We start from the raw sequence: 22,686 nt of genomic DNA on the forward strand, positions 1-22,686 counted from the left end.
CTCAGCCCGAACGGAGAGGAAGCCCGCTTCCCGATCATTTCGGTTGCTCGCTTTCCGGGATGTCCACGGGCCGCACCACCCCGCTCGACTGGCGGGCGGTCGGTTCGATGATCTCGGCGGGCGGCTGCACCACGGCGTCGCCCGGCTGCGGCGCGGCGGAGGGAGGCATCGCGCCCATATAGTCGCGCACCAGCTCGTCTATGCCCGGCTCCTGTTCCGGGTTGCGCTGCAACTGCATGCCGCGGATATAGCCGTAGCGCTGCTGCGTCAGCTTCTGCGCATCTTCCTTCGAACGCAATATGGTGGGGCGGATGAAGACCATGAGGTTGGTCTTGGTCCGGCTCTTGCTGCGCGACTTGAACAGTTCGCCGATGCCGGGAATGTCGGACAGCAGCGGAATACGCTCTATCGTCTTGCGCTCATTGTCGTCCAGCAGGCCGCCCAGCGCCAATATCTCGCCATCGTCGACCGTCACGGTCGTCTCGATCTCACGCTTGTTGATGATGAGGTCGCTGTTGTTGTTCGACACCGGCCCGGCGACGCTGGACACCTCCTGCTTCAGGAACAGCTTGATCGCGCCGCCAGTGTTGATCTGGGGCTTCACCTCCAGCTTGATGCCGACATCCTGCCGCTGGACGGTGCGGAACTGGTTGTCGAAATTCTGGCTCAGCGCCTCGCCCGTGGTCACCGGCACCTGCTGGCCGACCAGTATCGACGCCTTCTGATTGTCCAGCGTCATCACAGAAGGCGTGGACAGGATGTTGCTGTCGGTATCGGATTTGACAGCATTGATGATCGCTCCGAAAATCCCGTTCCGCCCGAGCGACGTCGCCACCCCGCCGAAGCCGCCGGTCGCGTTCATCAGGCTGTCGACCGCCGCCTGTTGCAGCGTATTGGCAAGGTCGCCATTTTCCCGCGTCCTCGTCTCCGTTCGGGTGCCGTCCGGCGCCACGACGGTCGTCGTCGTCTCGCCCAGCCGATCGGCGGCGATCGCGCCTGCCAACGTCAAGATATTGGGTGAAGCATTGGAATAATTGGTCGCGGCAAAACCCGTCTTGGTGCTGCCGATCAGGAATTGCACGCCCAGCTTCTTGGCGGCGGCGTCGCTGATCTCGACGATGATCGCCTCCACCAGCACCTGTTCGCGCCTTGTGTCGATCTGGCGGATCGTCTCGCCCAGCATCCGCTGCACGTCGCTGTTGGCCGCGACGATGATCGCATTGGCGCCCTCATAGCGGGTCACGATGGCGGGCCCGCGCGACGAAATCCCGTTGCCGCCCGAGCTGCCCGGCCCCGCCACCGCGGTTGAAGCGGCGGCTGGCGCCGCGGAGGGCGCGGTTCCCGCCGCGGGGGTGGAGGCGGTCACGGGCGAAGCGGTCGCCTGCCCCACCAGTTGCTGCAACACCGGCAGCAGCTTTTCGGCATCGGCATGTTCCAGCCAGTAGACGCGGATCTCGGTCCCGCTCGCGGCCTGCCGGTCGAGGTCGCGCGCCATCTGCGCCAGCCGCGCCACCGTCCCGGCATCGCCACGGATCGCGACGGCATTGCTGCTGTCGATGGGCACGATGGTTGCGGGCTTCGCCGCCCCTTCCCCGCCCGTCGTCACCAGCGCCTGCAGGGACGTCGCGATCTCCCGCGCCCCGGCATTTTTCAGCACGACCGTGGTGGTCGAGGCCGTATCCCGGTCGATCCGCGCGATCACCTGCCGGATGCGCCCGATATTGTCGGCATAGTCCGCCACGACCACGCTGTTCCCGGCCCGGTTCGCCGTCACGGAGCCATCCTTGCTGACCAGCGGCCGCAGCGTTTCCAGCGCGCTCGCCGCGTCGATGGAGCGCAGGCGGAACACCTCCGTCACGAACTGGTTGCGATTGGCCGCGCGGCCCACGGCGCTGGGCTGGCCCGCCGCGCCGTCCGCCGGCTGGATGCGATAGGCGCCGCCCGGCGCCGGCACCGCCACCAGCCCGTTCGCCCGCAGCGTCGACAGGAAAATCTCGAAATATTCGGATCGCGACAGCGGCCGGTCGGTCACCACGGACACCTTTCCGGCCACGCGGTTGTCGATGATGAAGGTCCGCCCGGTCACCCGCGCCGCATCCTGGATGAAGGCGCGGATGTCGGCGTCGCGCACGTTCAGCGTCTGCTGCGCCATGACCGGCGATGCGATGGGAGCCGCCAGCGCGAGGGCCATGGCGGCGGAAAGAAGCAGTTTTCTGGTCATTGGCCTTGCAGTGTCAGGTTGACGGAGGACATGGCCGCGCCGCGCTCCACCGTCAGGGAAATGCGCGCGCCGGGCATGATCCTGCCCTGCAGCGCCTGAAGATCGCTCACCGATCCGATGGGCTGGCCGTCGACCTGGGTGACGATGTCGCCGGGCTGGAAGCCGGCCTGCTGGAAGCCGGGCCCCCTGGCCGTCAGGATGAGGCCGGTCACGCGCCCATTCTGCATCCGGGGGGTGTAGCCGACGTCGCGTTTCAGCATGTCGGCGGTCGGATTGTCCGTTCCCGCCACTGGCGAAGGCGGCGAAGGCGGCGAACCTGCGGGCGTTCCACCATCCGGCATGGCCGTCGGCGCGGGCTGCGACTGGTCGAGAAACACCTGCTCCTCCGCCCCGCCGCGGTCGATGGTGATATGGTCGAAGGCGACCGCCTTCAACACCACGCCGGGCATGATCTCCTCACCCACGGCAAAGCTGTTCTGCACCCCATCCGGCCCCGCCACGATCGCGGAGCCCAGTCCGGACCCTTCGTTCAGGCGGATGCCGTAAACGGTCAGCGCCAGGGAGGTCACGACGCCGCCGCCCGCCTGTTGCGGGCCGCCGCGATAAAAGGGATCGAAGCTGGAAAACAGCGCCTGCCGTTCCGCGATGGAAAGGAAGCGGGCCTGCCTCCCTTCCCAGGGGCCGAAACTGCCGACGGGCGTCAGCACCGTCCAGACGAGCGCCGCGCATTGCAGCGCCAGCAGGCCCAGCAACAGCTTCTCGACCGCCGACAACCAGTCGATCGGCCGCAACCGTCCGCCCATGTTCCGGATATTCTCGCTGAAAGCCACACGCATGCGCGTCGTTCATCCCCCTTGATATCGGCGCCTGCTAGAAAATTGGTTTTACTACCGGATGACACTATTGTGACGCTTTGATGACAATCGCAACGGCCGAAGCGACAGCGCTTGCATTTCGCGCGGCCAGCGATAGCAAAAGGCCGGATTTCCGCTTCCTGGACCCTGCCGATGGCCGATAGCCTCCCTCCCGCCGCGCCCGATGCCGATCCTGCCTGGATCGCATCCCACCCCCGCATCCAGCGCGTGCCCAGCCGCGACCTGGTTCTGTTCATCCAGCGCCATTTCCTGTCGGCGAAGGAATGTGCCGGCCTAATAGAACGGATCGACGCCCACCGCCGCCCCTCCACCATCGCGGACGCGAATGGCGACGGATATTTCCGCACCAGCGAGACATGCGACCTGGACGCTTCCGACCCGCTTGTGGCGAGGATCGACGCGAAGCTCGCCGCCTTCGCCGGCATCGATCCCGCCCATGGCGAACCCATTCAGGGGCAGCGCTATTCCGTCGGTCAGGAATTCAAGGCGCATACCGACTATTTCGAACCCAAGGGCCCTGATTTCGAACGCTTCTGTGCGGTTTCCGGGAACCGCACATGGACGCTGATGGTCTATCTGAACGAACCGGCGGCGGGCGGCGCGACCCGCTTCGTCAAGATCGGCAAGACGGTACAGCCCGAAACCGGCAAGCTGCTGGCGTGGAACAACCGGCTGGGTCCGGGGGCCTATAATCCCGCCAGCATCCACCACGGCATGAAGGTACGCAGCGGCGTCAAGCATGTCATCACCAAATGGTATCGCGAACGGCCGTGGGGGTGATCGGGGGTGGGTCGCGAATGACCATTGGCAGCCCATCAAGCGCGACATGCTTCATGGAGGGGCGCTCAGACCATCCGCTCTCCATCCATCGCCGCAAATACCCTCACCGCCAGAAGCGAGGGGCCTCCAGCAAATCCTCATGGGCGCGGGCCGCGGCGCCCAATAATTTCCGTTTCCGCTTCCGCTTCGGACGCAGCCTGGCTTCCTCTCCCCCCAGCCCATAATGCGCCAGCAACCCCGGCGCGGCGACCAGATCATTCAATGCGCCCAGTTCCGACTGCACCTGTTCCAGCGCGGCGATGAATTTGCCCCGCCGCCGCCGCGCCTTCCTGCCCTCGAACAGCCCGGCGAAGAATTCGGAGGCGTAGCGCAGTTTCTTGGCATCCTTGCGCACCTCATGGCGCGCTTCGTCGCTCAATCCGGCAAGCCCCCTGCCCTCCTTCGCGATCCGCCTGCGCAGCCGCCGCAAGCGCCGCGCGGCAAAGTCCGCCGCCGGCTCGTCCCGCATCGCCAGCGCCTTGCCCCCGCCAAGCCCCGCGCCCAGGGTCAGCCATTCGACAAGATCGATCAGCAGCATCCGAACCCGGGCCGAGCGCAGCCATTCCTGCACGCGGCCATGCACCTCGCCCCGAACCGCATCCCATCGCTCGCGCAGTTCCTCCGTCTCGACCCGTTCGGCCAGCACATCCAGATTGCGCGCCTCGCCCAGCATAGCCGCCAGCCATTTGAGCTCGCCCTGGAAGCGCTCCACATCCGCAGGAGCCAGCATGGGCCTGAACAGCGAAAGGGCCGAGCGTAACCGGCGGATCGCCACCCGTGCCTGGTGCAGCGCCCCTGGATCATAATGATCCAGCAGCAGCGCCTCGTTCAGCCGATAGTGCCGCAGGCAGCTTCCCGCGATCCGCGACAATGCCTCCTCCGCCCGCATCGACGGGTCGAGCGCCACCGGTTCCGCCTTGACGAAGGCGGCAAGCCGGTCGCGCAGCCGGTATCCTCGCTCCGCCTTCGTCAGCACGCCGGGACGGACCGGCATTTCGGCGTCGATCCGCCGCGCGAGGAGGAACAGGGCGCCCGGTGAGCCGGATTTCAGTTCCAGTTCGACTTCGCAGATCGCGGCCTGCCGGTCCCCGGCGCTCACCTGCCCCCGGTCCAGCACCAGTTCGATCAGGGCATCATCCTGCCGCACGATCCATCTGCGCCGCTCGACTTCGGCATGGAAGACAGGCTGGATGCCATGCACCCCCTGCCCCAGCAGCTCGGCTATCGGCGTCCGGGCATCCAGCACTGGCGCATCGTCCGCGACCGGCATTTCCCATTCCGCCCGCGCGAACAGCCCCGCGCCGCCCTCTCCATCGGCCTTGACCGTCTGCACCCGCTGGCCGTTCGCCCGGCGAATACGCAGGCTGATCCCCCGGCCCGCCAGATCCCGCTGCGCCGTGTCGAAATAGATGGAGCGCAATGTCGCCACGTCGCTGTCCGCCGGGAACCAATCCAGTCGCCCGAAAGCATCCGCCGCATCGGGCGCCAGTTCCAGCTTCAGTTCGACTTCCCGATTCATGCGCCGCCTCCGCGCACTTGTTTGGCCATGGCAAGGCTGATGGAGCGCAGCCTTTATCATGAACCCGCCATCCGGGCCAATCCTGCCACAGGCATGACGGCCGATCCATTGGATGCGGATCGGCCGTTCCTTTCCTCCAGCAGGGTCCGGAGGAAGGCCCTTCAGAAGGCGACGGTCAGCGATGCGGCTATGGTCGTGCCGATCTTGTACCGGTTGTAGAATATCTTGGTGCCGTCCAGTTCCTGAAACTCCTGGAATTTCCGGCCGGTAAGGTTACGCGCCTCGAATTTGAACTCGCTGTTGATCCCACCCGGCAGCTTCACCGCCTGGCGTGCCACGAAGTCGAGAGTCAGGCCCGGCTTTTCCTTGATGTCCGGCTGAAGGTTCGGACCGCGGCTGGTCACGCGCGGGCTGGCATAGGTGAGGAGCAGGGTCTGCTGCGAGAGCCTGTCGGTATCCTCCAATCCGATCTGGAAGTTCACCAGATGGTCCGACTGGCCGGTCAGCGGCACGCCGTTCTGAAAATAGTCCGAAGCCAGCGGCAGCGGCCCCGTCGTATAGCTGTAGGGGATGGTGGTATCGTCCGCCCCCACCTTCAGTTCCGACTGGGTATAGGTGTAGTTGCCGATCAGCACCACGCGCCTGCTCTGAAAGAAGGGCGAGTTGGAGAGGCCCTCGAGCGGAAGATATTTCTGCGCCTCGACCTCGAAACCATAGAGCTTGGCTTCCGGCGCATTGGCGAAGCTGGTCGTCACCGAATAGGTATCGGTGATGGTGGTGAAGGTCTCGATCGGATTCTCGATCTTCTTGTAGAAGGCCGCTGCCGTCAGCCGCTCGTCTCGACCCATATACCATTCGGTGCGAAGGTCGGCATTCCACAGTTCGCTGTCCTGAAGGAAAGGGTTGCCGCGATAGAAGCGATTGGATTCCGGGTCGAGAAAGGGCTGCGCGATCAACTCGCGGAATTGCGGGCGCGCCACCGTCTTCGATCCGCTCAGGCGGAACTGCAGGCCCTTGGCCGCTTCCAGGGTGATGGTGGCGGCGGGCAGCCAATATTCCTTGCGGATCTGGTTGAACGGCGTGATGCCGGTCGAATAGACGTCGACGCCTGTCACCGACTGCCGCCCCTTTTCGAAGCGAACGCCCGCGTCGAACGAAAGGCCGGGGAACAGTTCCGCCTTTACCTGCGCATAGCCGGCATGGGTTCTGAGCGCGGCGTCATAGACCGGGTAATTGCCGGAGAATTCGAGCAGGCTGATGTCGTAAAGCTGGATCGCCGCATCCGACAGCAGATAGTCGAGCCGCATCTGCTGCGCACCCAGCGGCAGGTTGGTCGCATCGAAATGCAGTTCATAGCGGGAGGAGCTGCGCTTTGTATCGGTGAAGGCATAGCCGATGGTTGTCGTCAGGGCCGGCGAGAATTTATAGCTCAGGTCCCAGCCCGCCGACCACAGATCCTCGTTGAGGTCGCTGAAGGTGATGGAGGCGTCGCCGCGCTGGCGGTTCAGCGCGTTGATGAAGCGGTCGCCCACCGGATCGGTTCCCAGGTCGCGATTGGTTCGGACATAGACGAACTCACGCTCATAGGGCGCTTCACGCTGTGAATTGGCATAGCCGCCGCGGATGTCCAGGCTCAATGCATCGCTGAACTTGAACTCACCCACCAATTGGGTGTCGATCAACTGGCGCTCGTACCAACCGGTCTGCTGTGTCATATAGTCTGCGCCCTGGATCAGCCCGTCATTCTGACCGATCGCCAGCGCGCTGCGCTTCAGCGTGTCGCGGATGTAGAGATTGGTCCAGCGCAGCTTCTGATCGCCCAGTTCCAGACCGAAGCCCAGCAGGCCGTTGACCGTCACCTCATTTTCGGTGCTGACCTGCCGGTTGTTGCGCCCGGCGCCGCGCGCCACGTCCAGAGCCGCCTGCTGCAACGTGTCGCGGGTGCGCCATTTATTGCTGTAGGACGCCGTGGCGATGATGCCCAGGCGACCGTCACCGCCGACATCCAAGGAGGTGCCGCCATTCAGCGAGGCGGAAAAGTTGAACGGCAGGCTGTTCGTCCGCTGAAGGAGCGAGGTATCGGCATTCTGGAACTGCATGGCGATGGCGCGCAGGTCGGCGCGGGGAATGTTGGAGAAGGCCGTGCCGCCGCCGATTGCCTGCTTCAGCGCCGGGGGAACATCGCGCGTGCCGTCGTCGAAACCGGTCCAGTCGGACTTGCTGCCATAATGAGTGTAGCCCAACTGGCCCGACGTCTCGGTATTCGCGGAACTGCCGAGAGTGATTTCCAGATAGCTTTCTACCGGAATCGCCTTGGTGGTGAGGTTGATCACACCGCCGCCGAACTCCCCGGGAAAATTGGCCGAATAGCTTTTTTGAACCAAGGTCGATGCGATCACGCTGGTGGGGAAAATGTCGAGCGGGACGACGCGCTTCAGCGGCTCGGGGCTGGGCAGCGGCGAACCGTTGAGCAGCGCCAGCGAATAGCGGTCGCCAAGGCCGCGCACATAGACATAGCCGCCGGACACGACCGACAGGCCGGTCACGCGCTGCAACGATCCGGCGATGTCGCCCTCACCCGTGCGCTTGATGTCGGCGGCGGACAGCACGTTCACCACCTGCGGCGCGGCCTGCGAGACGTTGCTGGTCCTGCGGCCGGTGACGATGATGTCGGAACCGGGAATGGAAACGTCGACATTGCCCGACTGGGCGTCCGCCTCTTCCGATGCGGTCGGCGTGCCGGAAGTCGCTGGCCGGCTGGCTCGCGGAGCATTTTGCGCCATCGCCGCCGGAGCGGACAGAGCGGTTGAAATCAGAAGCAGGCGCGCCAGGCTGAGCGGCTTCGACATGGCTTATGTCCCCCTTGGGAAAAGTCTTTGCAAAGAAGGCGGGGAAGCGCCTGATGCCGCTCCCCCGCCCCTGTTGAGGTCAGGTCACCGATCAGGTCGTTGGGATCGCGGTGCAGTTCTTGGAGCTGCTGCCGAAGTTCGCTGTCACCGAGTTGCAGGTCCAGCCGGCATACCAGCTATCGTTGCTGTCCTTGACCGCGCCGACATAGTTGGTGGTGGTGAAGGCGCTGTCGATGGTCTTGGGGTCCGTCGCGGTCAGCGCCGTTTCGGTCGCGCCATTGATGAACAGGCTGCTCAGCGAGGGAGTATAGGTGATGGTGCTGCTCGGACCCGCCTCGAAGATCGACTGTACGACCGCGGCGGTCACGCCGTTATTGCCCTTGTAGGGGGTGGCGGGCAGGCACTGCATCGCGACGGAGATGTAACGCGGCTTGCCGGCGTCCTGCAGGGCGGTATCGGCGTCACGCACCGTCGACGCACCGTCGATGCGGAGGCAGGTCTGGGTCGGGCTGACGACCAGGCCATTCACCAGCGTCAGGTCGGCGCCGCCGCGCAGCAGCATGGCCGAACCGTTGCTGCCTGTGGTCGAGCGGTTGATCGCGGTGAAGTTGGCCACCTTCAGATACTGGCGGGGCAGCGCATCCTCGGAGAAGCTGGTGCCCGTCGTCGAACCGTTAGAGTCGGTTTCGAGGAAGCTGTCACCGATATTATTTCCTTCGCGCTGGATGCTCAGCAGAAACTGCACCGTGCCGCGATAGCCGACGTCGGTGTCCAGATTGTCGTCCTCGTTCCCGGTCAGAACCAGGTAGCGTGGGTGGACGCTGCCGCCGAATATCTCGATGCCGTCGTCGGAGCTGTTGTGGACTTGGATATGGTCAAGCTGCGTGCCGGTGCCGACGCCGGAGGGGGTCAAGCCCTGAAGCTCGCTGGAACCCGACAGGACGAAGCCCGAATAGCGGATCTGGACATAGCTCATCCGGCCCGAATTGTCGGCGTCGTTGGCGCCGCCATAAAGCGCGCCGCTCGCACCCTCGGTGTCGCGTTCGCAGGCCGTCGTGCCGGGCGCAGCATTCGGCGCCACCGAGCAATCCGTGATCTTCGCACGACCGAGCAGCACGACGCCGCCCCACTGGCCGGATGACTGGTCGTTTGCCGTGCCCAGCACATTTTCACGGCTGGTGAACACGATCGGCTGCGCCGCCGTGCCCACGGCGTTGATCTTGTTGCCGCGGTTGACCGCCAGGAAGGTGTTACCCGTTCCGGCAAAGATTACCACGCCCGGATCGATCGTCAGCGTCACCACGGTGTTCGTGCTCGCGGCGCCCTGGTCGGTACCGACATCGACGCGGCCGGGCATGGAGTAAATCACCCCCGCCACCTTCGTAATGGCTGTCGAGCTGTTGAAGCGCGCCGGGAAAGCGCAGTTCCGCCATGTGTTGCTGCCGTCGGTGATCGTACCGAGGTCGGTCAACTGATCGGAACCCGAAATGGCCGGGCAGCTCGAAGCCGGCGTCACGGCCGTGGGCGTGGGGGTCGGAGTCGGCGTAGGCGTCGGGCTGGGCGTCGGGGTCGGCAGCACGATGGTGCCTTCGCCGGGCGAAGCGACATCATCGGCGCCGCACGCGCTGAGCGCCGCGCAGGCGCAGCCTGCCATCAGGATGGTTTGAAGTCGATTGAACTTGGCCATGTCGTCTCCGCTTCCGGCTTTGCCGGCATGTGATGGAATGCGGAGCGTCAAGGGGAACTCGAATCGGACAACGCCCCCTGTCGCCCTCCGGGGCGGCAGCTAGGCGCGTCAGATGACAGGCTCATTTTGATTCTGTGACGAAATGGCGTCAACTAAATGACAGTTTGAAGAAAATTCTTTCATTCCGATGACAGCAGACGCAGCAGGGGCGCCGTCCGGTAACGAACGACGCCCCCTCTCCCTGCACCCAGGGCTTACGCCAGACGCCTAGTTTCAGCGCATGGCATATTGCGCGTTCAGCCGGCCGAGCGCACGGCGCGCGATCTCTCGCGAGGATGCCTCATTGCCGTCTGCCGTAACCAACGGAGTGTCCGGGGCGAAACGGGCTGCCTTGTAAGCCTCATGAGCCGCCTCCATTCGGCCCATTCCGGCATAGGCATTGCCCAAATTGATGAGACGGGCCGGATCATTCGCCGCATCGGGACGGACAACGTTCAACCGACGGGCTGCCCGGCCATAATCCCCCGCGACCAGCGCACCGGCGGCGAGACGACCGTCAGGCACGCCAACGACGACGACCTCCTCTGGAGCTGCGAAGGCCGTGGCGGGCGCCATCGCCGCCAGCCCAAAAGCCAGTATCGCAGGCACCTTCTTCATCCCATTTCTCCTGAAAAAACCTTCTATAATAGCTGTAAGTATTTCACTTTGATGACATGGGAGCAAGGGCTGGAGCATCCACAAAAAAGGATTTTTATCGCCCTATATTCAACATCTTATATCTTTTTCTTTTAACTGTCATAAAAGTGTAATCGAATGAAGTCGTTCCGGACTTCACCGATTCGCGAGCAGCCGCGCAGGGGGCCAGCGATCCCGCGATCAGCCGACTGGAAAAAGTGGAATTGTGAGGGAAGGTCCGGAGGGTTCTGTTGCCCGGCCCCTCCGGCGGCCGCTGAATTCCCTTCTGTTGCCCGGTGGGTTCAACCGCGTTCTTTTTGAGTAATGTCCGGCCGTGAGGCCATCAATTACGCAGCAAGAGCAAGAGCCTCGTTATCGTTGGCACTTGTGAGTTTTGAACCTTTTTACGGCGTACTCAGGCCGGGTGAAGGCATCGCTTTTCAACACACGTCGATCCTAGTTCGGCCCCGTCACGCGCCCCGGAACGACGGGGAATGTGGTGGAGCCGCCGGGTACCGCCCCCGGGTCCGCTGCGCCTATTGCACGATACGATTTATCACCATAGCCGGGCGAACCCGGCACCGGCCTATATGGAGAGGCGCGGACCGTTTATCAAGCCGCTCCCGATCTGGAGGAAAACACGCATGTGCATCATGGCAATGGCTTGGGACGCGCATCCCCGCTGGCGACTGATCCTCATCGGCAATCGCGACGAACTGCACGCGCGCCCCGCAGCGCCGCTCGCCCGCTGGGAACAGCCGGACCATCTGATCGCAGGCCGGGACCTGCTTTCCGGCGGAACCTGGCTGGGCGTTTCCGAACAGGGGCGCGCCGCGATCGTCACCAACCTGCGCGGCTATGGCGGGCCCGATCCCGATCGCGCGTCCCGCGGCGCGTTGGTGACAGACCTTCTGAGCGGCGACGAGACGGCTCCGCTGGGAGATTTCAATCCGTTCAATCTCATCCTGATCGACCGGGACCGAGCGCTGTTCCTGACCAACCGCCCTCACCTCCTGCGCACGGAACTCACGCCTGGCCTCTATGGCCTTTCCAACGGCACGCTCGATGCGCCTTGGCCGAAGACGCTCGCCCTCAAATCCGCCTTGCTCGACTGGCTGGTCGCCGGAGCCGACGATCCTCTGACGCTGTTCGGCGCCCTCCGCGCGGAAAGCCTGCCCCACGCCGGCATTGCCCCCGATGCGCCCTCCGACATTCCGGCGGAGGCGATGATCTCGCCCATCTTCATCCGCAATCCCGTCTATGGCACGCGATGCAGCACGATCGTCGCCGTCGACGCGCGGGGACAAGGCGTCATTTCGGAGCGCCGCTTCGACCCTGACGGCGTGCAGACCGGCGAAACCCGCTTGGCTTTCAAATGGGACGAGAGGGGCGAATGAAGGGAAATCCATTTGCCACCGCCAGTCGATGCTTGCCCCCTGCCTTCGCGGAAGCACATGCGCTTGGGGTCGACACTCCCTGTCCGGCTTCCCACCCAAATCGCCGCTGCCGCGGAAATGCGGCCCTTCCCCAAGCTTCGATCCCGCGCTAAAGCCGCTGCATGATCCTCGTCATCGACAATTATGACAGCTTCACCTGGAACCTCGTCCATTATCTCATGGAATTGGGAGCGCAGGTGGAGGTTGTCCGCAACGACGCCATTTCCGCCGGCCAGGCCCTCTCCACCGGCGCGCAGGCATTTCTGCTGTCGCCCGGTCCGTGCACGCCCAATGAAGCAGGCGTCAGCCTCGATCTCGTGGCCGCCTGCGCCGATGCGGGTGCGCCGCTGCTGGGCGTGTGCCTGGGCCATCAGTCGATCGGCCAGCATTTCGGCGGCAAGGTGGTGCGCGGCGGCCTGATGCACGGCAAGACCTCCCCCGTCACCCATGACGGCACGGGCCTGTTTCAGGGGCTGCCTTCGCCCTTCACGGCCACCCGCTACCATTCGCTGATCGTCGAGGAGATTCCCGAAACGCTGATCGTCAACGCCACCAGCGAGGACGGCTCGGTCATGGGTTTCCGGCATCGCGACCTGCCGATCCATTCGGTCCAGTTCCACCCGGAAAGCATCGCCACCGAACATGGTCATGACATACTGGCGAACTTCATGCGGATCGCCGGCATTCCGGTTCGCGAACGCGCGGCGGCCTGAAGCGGCTTCACCTTAGACCAAGTTCGGAATTTGGGGGAAATGGCCAATTCAGGACCTTCCTTCTCCCTTGAGGGAGAAGGATAGGAAGCCTTGGCGATGAAGGAGCCTGGGCTGATTTGGATGAGGGGAGCGGGCCTGTGACCCGCGCTATCCCCTGGATCGCGACCCCCTCACCCAGCTACGACTAGGCAGCAAGCTGCCAAGTCTGCGCAGCCCTCTCCCTCAAGGGAGAGGGATAAGGGGGTGTCCGATTACCCCCCAAATCAGCCAGTCCGGCAAATCACGCGAAGGCGGGACCGCGGCGGCAAACCCGCAAATCTCGCCGCCTGCGAACGCATCGCCTAGCGCACCATATTGCGCTGGCATAACGACTTTCGCGCTTCCCCATCTCGACTCCGGCGCCTTCCCATGATTAAGGCAGCGTCGATGACCCGCCTGCCCGATCCCGCCACCCCACTCGACGCGCAACAGGCCGCAAAGGCTTTCGACCTGCTGTTCGACGCCAACCTGCCGGAAGAGGAGATCGCCGGCTTTCTCGTCGCCATGGCCCGGCGTGGCGAGACGGCAACGGAAATCGCCGCCGCCGCCCGCGCCATGCGCCACCGCATGATCCCAGTCACGGCGCCGGTGGGCACGATCGATGTCTGCGGCACGGGCGGCGATGGCCATCATACCCTCAACGTTTCGACCGCCGTGTCGCTGGTGGTCGCGGCGGCGGGCGTGCCCGTGGCCAAGCATGGCAACCGCGCCGCTTCCTCCAAGGCCGGCGCAGCCGATACGCTGGAAGCGCTCGGCCTGGACCTGGACCGCGCCGCCACGACAGCCGAAGCGACGCTGGCCGATCTTGGCATCTGTTTCCTTTTTGCGCAGAATTATCATCCCGCGCTCAAACGGCTTGGCCCCATCCGCAGGGCGATCGGGGAACGCACCATCTTCAACCTGATGGGGCCGCTCGCCAATCCGGCCGGGGTGCGCCGTCAACTGGTCGGCATAGCGCGTCCGGACTATGTCCCCGTCTATGCGGAGGCGCTTGCGGAACTGGGCGTCGATCATGCGATGATCGTTTCCGGCGACGAAGGGCTGGACGAACTGTCGCTGGCTGGCGGCAATGCTCTGGCGGAGGTGAAAGGCAGCAGGCTGGTTGCGATGCGCCGCCTGACCGCTGCCGAACTCGGCCTGTCCACCCATCCGGTCGAGGCGATCAGGGGGGGCGACCCCGCCTATAACGCCGCCGCCCTGCGCGCCCTGTTGCAAGGCGAAGCGGGGCCTTATCGTGACGCGGTGCTGCTGAACGCCGCCGCCGCCCTTGTCGTGGCCGACGCCGTGTCCGATTTCCGCGAAGGCGTGGAGGAAGCCGCCGAAACCATCGACCGCGGCCTTGCCAACGCGCTGCTCAATTGCTGGATAGCCTATAAATGACGAACAAGCTGATCGAAATCTGCGATGTAAAGCGGGAGGAAGTCGCCCGGCGCAAGGCCGCCACGCCCATCTCCTCGCTTCACGCCCGCGCCGCCGACCAGACGCCTCCACGCGGCTTCCGCAAGGCGCTGGACGGTGCCGCCGGCTCCGGATTCGGCCTGATCGCGGAGATCAAGAAGGCCAGCCCGTCCAAGGGCCTGATCCGCCCCGATTTCGATCCGCCCGCCCATGCCCGCGCCTATGCGGCGGGTGGCGCGGCCTGCCTGTCGGTGCTGACCGACGAACCCTATTTCCAGGGGCATGACGATTATCTGGTCGCGGCCCGATCGGCCTGCGCCCTGCCGGTGCTGCGCAAGGATTTCATGGTCGATCCCTGGCAGGTGCTGGAAAGCCGGTCGCTCGGCGCCGACGCGATCCTGATCATCGTCGCCGCGCTGGACGACAATCAGATGGCGGAGATAGAGGACGCCGCCCTTGGCCTGGGCATGGATGCGCTGGTTGAAGTGCATGATGCGCAGGAACTGGAGCGCGCGATGAAGCTCCGCTCGCGCCTGATCGGCGTCAATAATCGCGACCTGCGCGACTTCACGGTCGATTTCGCCCGCACCTACGAACTGGTCGGACAGGCTCCGGAAGGATGCACCTTCGTTGCGGAAAGCGGCATCGGCAGCCATGACGACCTGATCGCCATGTCGGACCATGGCGTGCGCTGCTTTCTGGTGGGGGAAACCCTGATGAGGCAGGCGGATGTCGAAACCGCCACGCGCGGGCTGCTGACGGGGCGATGAGCAAGCTCACCCATCTGGACGAGGAAGGGTCGGCCCATATGGTCGATGTTTCCGCCAAGGCGACGACCGCGCGCAAGGCTGTCGCGAGCGGCCGCATCAGCATGAGTCCCGATGCAGCAGCAGCGATCGAGCAGGGATTGGTGAAGAAGGGCGACGTGCTGGCCGTGGCCCGCGTGGCGGGCATCATGGCGGCCAAGCGAACCGCCGACCTCATCCCGCTCTGCCACCCGATTCCGCTCAGTTCGGTCAGCATCGACCTCGATCTCGACGGCAGCGGCGTGACCGTGACGGCGACCGCGAAGACCGCCGGTCAGACCGGCGTCGAGATGGAGGCGCTGACCGCCGCGTCGGTCGCGTTGCTGACGGTCTATGACATGGCCAAGGCGCTGGACAAGGGCATGATCATCAGCGACGTGCGCCTGCTGGCCAAGAGCGGCGGCAAGTCCGGCGACTGGACGGCTGGGGACGGGCCGGCATCATGAGCCTGCTTCCGGTCGCGGAGGCGCAGAGCCGCCTGATGGCGCTGGCAAGGCCGCTGCCGACGGAGCATATGCCCATTCCCGCCTGCGCCGGACGATGGCTGAAGGAAGATGTCGTTGCGCTGCGTGATCAGCCCTGGGCCGATCTTTCCGCCATGGACGGCTATGCCGTGCGCGCCGCCGAATGGCCCGGGCCATGGCAGGTCGCCGGCGAAAGCGCGGCGGGCGGCCCGCCGCCTCCGCCCCTCGAACCCGGCCAGGCCTGCCGCATCTTCACCGGCGCGCCCTTGCCGCAGGGCGCCGACAGCATCCTGATTCAGGAAAACGCCGCGCGCGAGGGGGACATGCTGCGCGGACTGGAGGAGGCGCTGACGAAGGGCCGCCATGTGCGTCCGGCCGGTTCCGACTTCCGCAAGGACGGCCTTTTGCTGAAGGCCGGCAGCGCATTGGGGGCGGCGCAGATCGCGCTCGCCGTGCTGGGCGGGCATGGGACGCTGCCCGTATCGCGCCGGGCGCGGGTCGCCCTGCTCTCGACAGGCAACGAACTCGTGCCCCCCGGTGCGCCGACGCAGCCCGGCCAGCTTCCCTCCTCCAACGCGCCCATGCTGGCCGCCCTGCTCGCCGGCCTTTCCTGCGATGTCATCGATCTGGGGATCGTGCCGGACGATCTCCCCGGCCTGGTCGAGGCCTTTGCCCGCGCCAGCCAGGCGGACATCATCGTTTCGACCGGCGGCGCATCGGTGGGCGATCACGACATCGTCCGCCCGGCTTTCGTCCAGGCCGGGGGTTCGCTCGATTTCTGGAAGATCCGCATGCGTCCGGGCAAGCCGTTGATGGCGGGGACATTGGGTTCCGCCGTCTTCCTGGGCCTGCCGGGCAATCCGGTATCGGCCTTCGTGACGGCAACGCTGTTCCTGTTGCCGCTGGTCCGCAATATGATGGGCGCGGCATCGCCCCTGCCCCGCACCGCGCCGGCGACGCTCGCCGCGCCGCTGCCCGCCACGGGGGAACGCGACGATTACCTCCGCGCGTTCCGCACGGAAGCGGGCATCGTTTCCGTGACATCGCAGGACAGCGCCGCCACCGCGGCCATGGCGATGGCCGACTGCCTCATCCTGCGCCCCGCCGGCTCTGCTCCGGCTGCCGCCGGCGATCACGTCACGGTTCTTCCCCTCGCATAAGGAAAGGGGCCGCCGCGCGACCCCTTCCAGTGCAGTCCTGACGGATGGCGGCGATGTCAGCCCTGCTGGACCGCCGCCGTTCCTTCAGCGCTGCTGCTTGCCGGGCGACTTGTCCTGACGGCGTTCATCGCCCATCTGGCCCTGCCGGTCTTCCTGCTGCTGCTGGCGTCCACCCTGGCTGGAGCGGTCGCCGCCCTGCTGGTCGCGACGTTGACCGCCGCCCTGGTTGTTCTGGTTGGCCATCTTTCTCTCCTATTCACCTTCTTCGTGGAAGGCAGGCGTTAAACGGCCTGCGGCCTTCCGCGTTCCAGCAAAAGCGCCCAACGGTTAGGCGCTTGACTTACCCCGTTCCGTTTCCTATGCGTTCTCCATCCGTTCCAAGGAGGGCAAGGCGAGATGTTGACACCCAAGCAACAGGAATTGCTGAGCTTCATTCAGACCCGGCTGGAGGAGGGAGGCGTATCCCCCTCTTTCGAGGAGATGAAGGAAGCGCTGGACCTGCGGTCCAAATCCGGCATCCACCGCCTGATCAATGCGTTGGAGGAACGCGGTTTCATCCGCCGCCTGCCCAATCGCGCCCGCGCACTGGAAGTGCTCAAGCTGCCCGATGCCATGCATCGCGCTCCCAAGGTCGTCGTGCCTGCCAAGCCGCCGCTGACGCCCGGTCCGGTGGCCAGCAGGCCCCCGGTCGCCGCCAACGACATATTGGAGATTCCGCTGCACGGCCGGATCGCGGCGGGCGTGCCGATCGAGGCGCTGGAGGGGCAGAACATGCTTTCCGTTCCTGCCGCGCTGCTGGGCACCGGGGATCATTATGCGCTGGAAGTGGCGGGGGATTCAATGGTCGAAGCGGGCATTCTGGACGGCGATTTCGCGCTTATCCAGCGCACCGACGTCGCGCGCGAGGGGCAGATCGTGGTCGCCCTGATCGACGAAAATGAAGCGACGCTGAAATATTTCCGGCGTGAGGGTCCGAAGGTCAGGCTCGATCCCGCCAACAGCGCCTATGAACCGCAGATCTACGACCCTCGGCAGGTCCGCATCCAGGGCAAGCTGGCCGGGTTGCTGCGCCGATATAACTGATGCTTCCTGTATTCGCGCGGCCGGCGGGAAGACCGCGCGACCCAGGGGTGCTCGTCATGCCACGCCTTCGCGCTGCGCATGGTGCCATGGTCCAGATCGATGGTCAGGCCACCCGTCCTGGCGAGGAAGTGTCGATCCACCTTCAGCCAGCGTGGGCGACAGGCGCCCGGCAGGCGGCGGTCGCTGACGACGATGTCTGAATAGGCGCAATCCCGCGCCAGTATCGCATTATCGATCCTCACGCTGCTTCGCGTCAGCAACAGGTTCCAGTTCCGGCCCCCTCCCTTCAGGCGAACGGCGCATAGATCGGGAGAACAGCGGGCCTGGGGCAGCGCCGTCAATGCCTGCAAGATACCGTCATAACCCGCGCTTTCCGCCATGACGTCGCGCGCATAGCCGCCGGCTCGCGCCCGCAGCATCGCCATGCCGCCATCGGCAGTGCGCACCGCGACATGCCGGCCGTCCCCGCTTATCAATATGGCGGGCATCGGGCTGGTCAGGACCATCATGACGCCGGTGGTCACGGGCATCAGACCCGCCCAGCGCCACCGGCTTCGCCATAGCAGGCACCACAGCATGCCCAGCAGCATCAGGCCGAACACTACGCCCGACTGGGCGGGCGCCAGTACCACCGCCCAAGGGCTGGACGCCACGCCATGGGCAATCAGCAACAGCAGGTCGATCGATCGCGCGGCAAGCCACCAGAAGGGCGCACCCCACCCGCCTAGGTCCAGCAGCAAGGCCGTCGCCTCCAGCGGCATGACCACCAGGGTCGTAAGCGGTATGGCCACCAGATTGGCGATCGATCCCAACATGCCCGCCTTGTGGAAATGGAACAGCGCTATCGGCGCCAGCACCAGCTCCACGACCAGGCCGGTCGCCAGCATGCCCGCAAGATTGCGCCCGATCCGGCGCCCCACCCCTTCGCCACGCGGCGCGAGAAAGGCGCGGAAGGCCGAATGCTCGCCCAGCGACACCAAGGCTATCACGGCCGCGAAGCTCATCTGGAAACTCGGCCCCACCAGTGCTTCTGGCCAGAGGATCAGCACCACCAGCGCCCCCGCCGCCACGAGCCTGAGCGTGATCGCGTCCCGCCCCATCGCCAGTCCGCCCAGCACAAGCAGGGCAGCGACGCAGGATCGCACGGTCGGCACCTCTGCGCCGGTCAGAAGCGTATAGCCGATGCCCGCCAGAGCGCCGCCGCCCGCGGCCAGCAGCATCAGCGGCCAGTCGAGAGCCGCCCGGCGGCTGAGCGCCATCAGCCGCATCAACAGGAAGATCACCGCAGCGATCAGGGCCGTGACATGCAGACCGCTGATCGACAGCAGATGCGCAAGGCCGCTCCGACGCATCGCCTCCGCATCTGCCTGCGCGATTGCGCCCTGATCACCCGTGGCCAGGGCAGCGGCGATGCCGGCGCCCTGTCCCGGAACGCGCTCCAGGATATGCTCGAACAGACGCGCCCTCAACCGGGGGCCGGCCGTGGCCGGCCGCAGGACCGTGAGCGGCGGCAGCACACGCCCGGTCGCGCCGACGCCCTCGAAATAGGCGCGGCGCGCAAAATCATAGCCGCCCGGCAGGCTGGGCGGCGCAGGCGGCATCAGCCTTGTGCGGAAGGCTATGATGGCTCCCTCCCCGACCCCCGGCGGCATCGACGCATCGTCAAGATTGACGCGCACCAGGGGCGGCAGGGCAGGCACGCCGACAGGCCGGACCAGCACGCGACTCATGTGCTGCGCGGGCAGCCTTTCGACCGACCGGACCTCCCCCTTCAGCGAGATGAAGGCGGGGCGGTCGAGGGGCGGCGATCCGACGATCGTCGCTTTCCCCCAGACCAGCAGGCACCCCGCACAGGCAAGAATGCCACCGACGACGATCGCCTGACGCACCCGGCCACCGGGCGGCAAAAGCAGCGCGGCGCAGGCGACCGCAAGCGTCACGCAGCAAAAGGCCAGCCATTCCAGCCGATTAGGCAGAAGGAACCAGGCCGCGATTCCCGCAGCCAGGGCGACCGGAACCCATAGCGGCAACCGTTCGCGCTCCTCCTCCAGCCACAGCTCCACGCCGCGCCAAATCCGCGCTGCTTTCCCCCGGGCCGAACTGACAACGGAGGTTTGTCGTGGCTCGAAAGCCATGCTAGGGGGCGTCGCGATCATGGATGGGTCGGGTGGTATCCGGGCGAATGGCAGGGAATGAAACGGTGAGTGCTACAGGTTCGAACAAGCAGGTAGTAACCCGTTTTGCGCCGTCGCCTACCGGTTTTCTTCACATCGGCGGCGCGCGCACCGCACTATTCAACTGGCTGTTCGCGCGTCATCACGGCGGCAAGTTCCTGCTGCGGATCGAGGACACCGACCGGGCCCGCTCCACCGAGGAAGCGGTCGCCGCCATCTTCGACGGGCTGGAATGGCTGGGGCTGGGCGGCGACGAACCGGCGGTCTTCCAGTTCGAGCGCACGCCACGCCATGCCGAAGTGGCGAACCAGATGCTCGCCTCCGGCCATGCCTATCGCTGCTATGCGACACCCGAGGAACTGGCGGAACTGCGCGAGCGGCAGCGCGCCGCCAAGCAGCCGATGCGCTATGACGGGCGGTGGCGGGACCGCGATCCTTCCGAGGCCCCGGAAGGCGCGCCCTTCGTCATCCGCCTGAAAGCGCCGCGCGAAGGCGAGACGGCGATCGAGGACGCCGTGCAGGGCCGCGTCGTCGTCCAGAATGCGGAGCTGGACGACATGATCCTGCTGCGTTCGGACGGCACGCCCACCTATATGCTGGCGGTGGTGGTCGACGACCATGACATGGGCGTCACCCATGTCATTCGCGGCGACGACCATCTCAACAATGCGTTCCGCCAGCTAGGCATCATAAAGGCGATGAATTGGGAAGAGCCCATCTACGCCCATATCCCGCTGATCCATGGGGCCGACGGCGCGAAGCTGTCCAAGCGGCACGGCGCGCTTGGCGTCGATGCCTATCGCGACGAGTTGGGCATGCTGCCCGAAGCGGTGTTCAACTATCTGCTGCGACTCGGCTGGGGCCATGGCGACGAGGAGATCATTTCCCGCGAGCGTGCGGTGGAACTCTTTGATATTTCAGGTGTCGGCCGCTCGCCCTCTCGCTTCGACATCAAGAAGCTGGAGAATCTGAACGGCCATTATCTGCGCGAGGCGGATGACGCACGCCTTGCCGCGCTGGTCGCGCCAAGGGTTGCGGCAAGGTTGAACATCGATCTGCCGGAGGATGGCGAGAAACGGCTTGCCGAGGCCATGCCGTCGCTCAAGCCGCGCGCCAGGACGCTTAACGAAATTGCGGAGGGCGCCGAATTCTTGTTCAAAAATTGCCCGCTCGATTTTGACGAGAAGGCGCTTGCTCTGCTAGACGATTCCGCACGCGCGCTGCTGGGACAGACAGCCGACGCTCTTGCACCCGTCCAGTCCTGGACGGTCGAAGCGATCGAAGAAGCCATTCGCCGCGTGGCAGAGGATGCCGGCCTCGGGCTTGGAAAGGTCGCGCAGCCTTTGCGCGCGGCGCTGACCGGTCGCACGGTTTCGCCGGGAATTTTCGACGTCCTTTTCCTTCTGGGGAAGACGGAGAGCTTGGAACGATTGGCCGCTGTGAGGCACGCATCGGCCAATTGAAGTATCAGGAGAATACCATGTCGGATAACAATGCCACTTTGAGCGTCGACGGCAACGCGAAAGACTATGCCATTCTGAACGGCACGGTCGGACCGCAGGTCATCGACGTTCGCAAGCTCTACGCCAACACCGGCATGTTTACCTACGACCCCGGCTTCACCTCGACCGCGAGCTGCGATTCGGGCCTGACCTATATCGACGGCGACGCCGGTGTGCTGCTGCATCGCGGCTATCCGATCGACCAGCTTGCCGAACAGTCGAGCTTCATGGAAGTGTCCTACCTCCTCCTCAACGGCGAACTGCCCTCGAAGAAGGAACTGGAGGATTTCACGCGCACCATCACGCGCCACACCATGGTGCATGAGCAGCTCACCACCTTCTACCGCGGTTTCCGCCGCGATGCCCACCCGATGGCGATCATGTGCGGCGTGGTCGGCGCGCTCTCGGCCTTCTATCACGACTCCACCGACATCAACGATCCGGAACAGCGCAAGATCGCCAGCCACCGCCTGATCGCCAAGATGCCGACGATCGCGGCGATGGCGTATAAATATTCGGTGGGCCAGCCCTTCGTCTATCCGCGCAACGACCTCAGCTACACCGCCAACTTCCTGAACATGACCTTCTCGGTCCCGGCGGAGGAATATGTCATCGATCCGGTCGTCGTCGACGCGATGGACAAGATCTTCACGCTGCACGCCGACCATGAACAGAACGCGTCCACATCGACCGTGCGTCTGGCCGGCTCGTCCGGCGCCAACCCCTTCGCGTGCATCGCGGCGGGCATCGCCTGCCTCTGGGGTCCGGCGCATGGCGGCGCCAACGAAGCCGCGCTCAACATGCTGCGCGAAATCGGCACCGTCGACCGCATTCCGGAATATATCGCCCGCGCCAAGAACAAGGACGATCCGTTCCGCCTGATGGGCTTCGGCCATCGCGTCTACAAAAATTACGATCCGCGCGCGACCGTGATGCAGAAGACCGCGAAGGACGTCCTGGCGAAGCTGGGCGTCGACGATCCGATCTTCGACGTGGCGAAGGAACTGGAGCAGATCGCGCTTCACGATCCTTATTTCATCGAAAAGAAGCTCTATCCGAATGTCGACTTCTATTCGGGCGTGATCCTCTCGGCCATCGGTTTCCCGACCGAGATGTTCACCGTGCTCTTCGCCCTTGCCCGCACCGTCGGCTGGGTCGCGCAGTGGAACGAAATGATCTCCGACCCTGCGCAGAAGATCGGCCGTCCGCGCCAGCTCTACACCGGCCCGGCGCAGCGCGATTATGTCCCCGTCGACAAGCGCTAGT

18 protein-coding genes and 1 other RNA gene are annotated in these 22,686 nt (G+C 65.1%); 10 read left to right on the forward strand and 9 right to left on the reverse strand.

Going from position 1 to position 22,686, the window contains the following annotated elements; translation table 11 throughout:
* Positions 1-34: 34 nt before the first annotated feature.
* Both gspD and EWH10_RS21015 read right to left on the reverse strand, forming a co-directional pair.
* A complete protein-coding gene (gene gspD / locus EWH10_RS21010) occupies positions 35-2,221 on the reverse strand; it encodes a type II secretion system secretin GspD (RefSeq protein ID WP_044661832.1) in 2,187 nt (728 codons plus the stop codon).
* Entirely contained in the window at positions 2,218-3,057 is an 840-nt protein-coding gene (locus tag EWH10_RS21015) for a type II secretion system protein N (protein WP_044661831.1), read from the reverse strand. Before EWH10_RS21015 ends, gspD begins: the two co-directional genes overlap by 4 nt.
* A gap of 171 nt (positions 3,058-3,228) precedes the next feature.
* Here EWH10_RS21015 and EWH10_RS21020 point away from each other — a divergent pair, with 171 nt between their 5' ends.
* The gene (locus tag EWH10_RS21020) at positions 3,229-3,876 is read left to right on the forward strand and encodes a prolyl hydroxylase family protein (protein WP_371873107.1); all 648 of its coding nucleotides are present in this window, start codon (positions 3,229-3,231) and stop codon (positions 3,874-3,876) included.
* A gap of 103 nt (positions 3,877-3,979) precedes the next feature.
* Here the strand turns inward: EWH10_RS21020 and EWH10_RS21025 are convergent, their stop codons facing one another.
* The 5 genes from EWH10_RS21025 to ssrA form a co-directional block, all read right to left on the reverse strand.
* The gene (locus EWH10_RS21025) at positions 3,980-5,434 is read right to left on the reverse strand and encodes a CYTH and CHAD domain-containing protein (protein ID WP_044661830.1); all 1,455 of its coding nucleotides are present in this window, start codon (positions 5,432-5,434) and stop codon (positions 3,980-3,982) included.
* A 161-nt stretch (positions 5,435-5,595) separates the two neighbouring features.
* Positions 5,596-8,283, reverse strand: a complete 2,688-nt coding sequence (locus tag EWH10_RS21030; protein WP_065846534.1) for a TonB-dependent receptor domain-containing protein — start codon at positions 8,281-8,283, stop codon at positions 5,596-5,598.
* 91 nt (positions 8,284-8,374) lie between these two features.
* Positions 8,375-9,970 (reverse strand): hypothetical protein, encoded by a 1,596-nt coding sequence (locus tag EWH10_RS21035; RefSeq protein ID WP_044661828.1) that lies wholly within the window; start codon positions 9,968-9,970, stop codon positions 8,375-8,377.
* A gap of 273 nt (positions 9,971-10,243) precedes the next feature.
* Entirely contained in the window at positions 10,244-10,627 is a 384-nt protein-coding gene (locus EWH10_RS21040) for a hypothetical protein (protein WP_044661827.1), read from the reverse strand.
* A gap of 293 nt (positions 10,628-10,920) precedes the next feature.
* Positions 10,921-11,265, reverse strand: a transfer-messenger RNA (tmRNA) gene (ssrA, locus tag EWH10_RS21045).
* 24 nt (positions 11,266-11,289) lie between these two features.
* Here ssrA and EWH10_RS21050 point away from each other — a divergent pair.
* The 6 genes from EWH10_RS21050 (at position 11,290) to EWH10_RS21075 (ending at position 16,661) form a co-directional block, all read left to right on the forward strand.
* Complete coding sequence (locus EWH10_RS21050) at positions 11,290-12,042, forward strand: NRDE family protein (RefSeq protein ID WP_025551083.1); 753 nt, start codon at positions 11,290-11,292, stop codon at positions 12,040-12,042.
* Between the two features lie 161 nt (positions 12,043-12,203).
* Positions 12,204-12,794, forward strand: a complete 591-nt coding sequence (locus EWH10_RS21055) for an anthranilate synthase component II (RefSeq protein WP_044661826.1) — start codon at positions 12,204-12,206, stop codon at positions 12,792-12,794.
* A 426-nt stretch (positions 12,795-13,220) separates the two neighbouring features.
* Positions 13,221-14,213, forward strand: coding sequence for an anthranilate phosphoribosyltransferase (gene trpD, locus EWH10_RS21060; RefSeq protein ID WP_044661825.1), 993 nt, complete (start codon positions 13,221-13,223; stop codon positions 14,211-14,213).
* Positions 14,210-15,001 (forward strand): indole-3-glycerol phosphate synthase TrpC, encoded by a 792-nt coding sequence (gene trpC / locus EWH10_RS21065; protein WP_044661824.1) that lies wholly within the window; start codon positions 14,210-14,212, stop codon positions 14,999-15,001. The genes trpD and trpC overlap by 4 nt, the downstream gene beginning before the upstream one ends.
* Positions 14,998-15,483: a cyclic pyranopterin monophosphate synthase MoaC gene (moaC, locus tag EWH10_RS21070; protein ID WP_025549266.1), complete on the forward strand. Its 486-nt coding sequence runs from the start codon at positions 14,998-15,000 to the stop codon at positions 15,481-15,483. The genes trpC and moaC overlap by 4 nt, the downstream gene beginning before the upstream one ends.
* Complete coding sequence (locus EWH10_RS21075) at positions 15,480-16,661, forward strand: molybdopterin molybdotransferase MoeA (RefSeq protein WP_044661823.1); 1,182 nt, start codon at positions 15,480-15,482, stop codon at positions 16,659-16,661. The genes moaC and EWH10_RS21075 overlap by 4 nt, the downstream gene beginning before the upstream one ends.
* An 84-nt stretch (positions 16,662-16,745) precedes the next feature.
* Here the strand turns inward: EWH10_RS21075 and EWH10_RS21835 are convergent, their stop codons facing one another.
* Positions 16,746-16,904, reverse strand: a complete 159-nt coding sequence (locus tag EWH10_RS21835) for a hypothetical protein (protein WP_165363390.1) — start codon at positions 16,902-16,904, stop codon at positions 16,746-16,748.
* 153 nt (positions 16,905-17,057) lie between these two features.
* On the opposite strand from EWH10_RS21835, the gene lexA reads away from it, so the two are divergent.
* Positions 17,058-17,744: a transcriptional repressor LexA gene (gene lexA / locus EWH10_RS21080; protein WP_044661822.1), complete on the forward strand. Its 687-nt coding sequence runs from the start codon at positions 17,058-17,060 to the stop codon at positions 17,742-17,744.
* Here the strand turns inward: lexA and EWH10_RS21085 are convergent.
* Positions 17,681-19,879 (reverse strand): ComEC/Rec2 family competence protein, encoded by a 2,199-nt coding sequence (locus EWH10_RS21085; RefSeq protein WP_044661821.1) that lies wholly within the window; start codon positions 19,877-19,879, stop codon positions 17,681-17,683. The genes lexA and EWH10_RS21085 overlap by 64 nt on opposite strands.
* Before the next feature lie 47 nt (positions 19,880-19,926).
* Between EWH10_RS21085 and gltX the strand changes: the two genes are divergently transcribed.
* Together gltX and EWH10_RS21095 are read left to right on the forward strand one after the other, a co-directional pair.
* A complete protein-coding gene (gltX, locus tag EWH10_RS21090; RefSeq protein ID WP_044661820.1) occupies positions 19,927-21,381 on the forward strand; it encodes a glutamate--tRNA ligase in 1,455 nt (484 codons plus the stop codon).
* Between the two features lie 17 nt (positions 21,382-21,398).
* Entirely contained in the window at positions 21,399-22,685 is a 1,287-nt protein-coding gene (locus EWH10_RS21095; protein WP_025549270.1) for a citrate synthase, read from the forward strand.
* Position 22,686 lies beyond the last annotated feature (1 nt).

Source organism: Sphingobium fuliginis (genome assembly GCF_004152845.1).
GTDB lineage: Bacteria > Pseudomonadota > Alphaproteobacteria > Sphingomonadales > Sphingomonadaceae > Sphingobium > Sphingobium fuliginis.

Coding starts and splice junctions, on each gene's coding strand:
- EWH10_RS21075 (WP_044661823.1), top strand. CDS start 15,480: ATGAGCCTGCTTCCGGTCGCGGAGGCGCAGAGCCGCCTGATGGCGCTG.
- EWH10_RS21040 (WP_044661827.1), bottom strand. CDS start 10,627: ATGAAGAAGGTGCCTGCGATACTGGCTTTTGGGCTGGCGGCGATGGCG.
- moaC (WP_025549266.1), top strand. CDS start 14,998: ATGAGCAAGCTCACCCATCTGGACGAGGAAGGGTCGGCCCATATGGTC.
- EWH10_RS21030 (WP_065846534.1), bottom strand. CDS start 8,283: ATGTCGAAGCCGCTCAGCCTGGCGCGCCTGCTTCTGATTTCAACCGCT.
- trpD (WP_044661825.1), top strand. CDS start 13,221: ATGACCCGCCTGCCCGATCCCGCCACCCCACTCGACGCGCAACAGGCC.
- EWH10_RS21050 (WP_025551083.1), top strand. CDS start 11,290: ATGTGCATCATGGCAATGGCTTGGGACGCGCATCCCCGCTGGCGACTG.
- EWH10_RS21085 (WP_044661821.1), bottom strand. CDS start 19,879: ATGGCTTTCGAGCCACGACAAACCTCCGTTGTCAGTTCGGCCCGGGGG.
- EWH10_RS21055 (WP_044661826.1), top strand. CDS start 12,204: ATGATCCTCGTCATCGACAATTATGACAGCTTCACCTGGAACCTCGTC.
- EWH10_RS21835 (WP_165363390.1), bottom strand. CDS start 16,904: ATGGCCAACCAGAACAACCAGGGCGGCGGTCAACGTCGCGACCAGCAG.
- EWH10_RS21020 (WP_371873107.1), top strand. CDS start 3,229: ATGGCCGATAGCCTCCCTCCCGCCGCGCCCGATGCCGATCCTGCCTGG.
- EWH10_RS21035 (WP_044661828.1), bottom strand. CDS start 9,970: ATGGCCAAGTTCAATCGACTTCAAACCATCCTGATGGCAGGCTGCGCC.
- EWH10_RS21015 (WP_044661831.1), bottom strand. CDS start 3,057: ATGCGTGTGGCTTTCAGCGAGAATATCCGGAACATGGGCGGACGGTTG.
- EWH10_RS21025 (WP_044661830.1), bottom strand. CDS start 5,434: ATGAATCGGGAAGTCGAACTGAAGCTGGAACTGGCGCCCGATGCGGCG.
- EWH10_RS21095 (WP_025549270.1), top strand. CDS start 21,399: ATGTCGGATAACAATGCCACTTTGAGCGTCGACGGCAACGCGAAAGAC.
- trpC (WP_044661824.1), top strand. CDS start 14,210: ATGACGAACAAGCTGATCGAAATCTGCGATGTAAAGCGGGAGGAAGTC.
- lexA (WP_044661822.1), top strand. CDS start 17,058: ATGTTGACACCCAAGCAACAGGAATTGCTGAGCTTCATTCAGACCCGG.
- gltX (WP_044661820.1), top strand. CDS start 19,927: ATGGCAGGGAATGAAACGGTGAGTGCTACAGGTTCGAACAAGCAGGTA.
- gspD (WP_044661832.1), bottom strand. CDS start 2,221: ATGACCAGAAAACTGCTTCTTTCCGCCGCCATGGCCCTCGCGCTGGCG.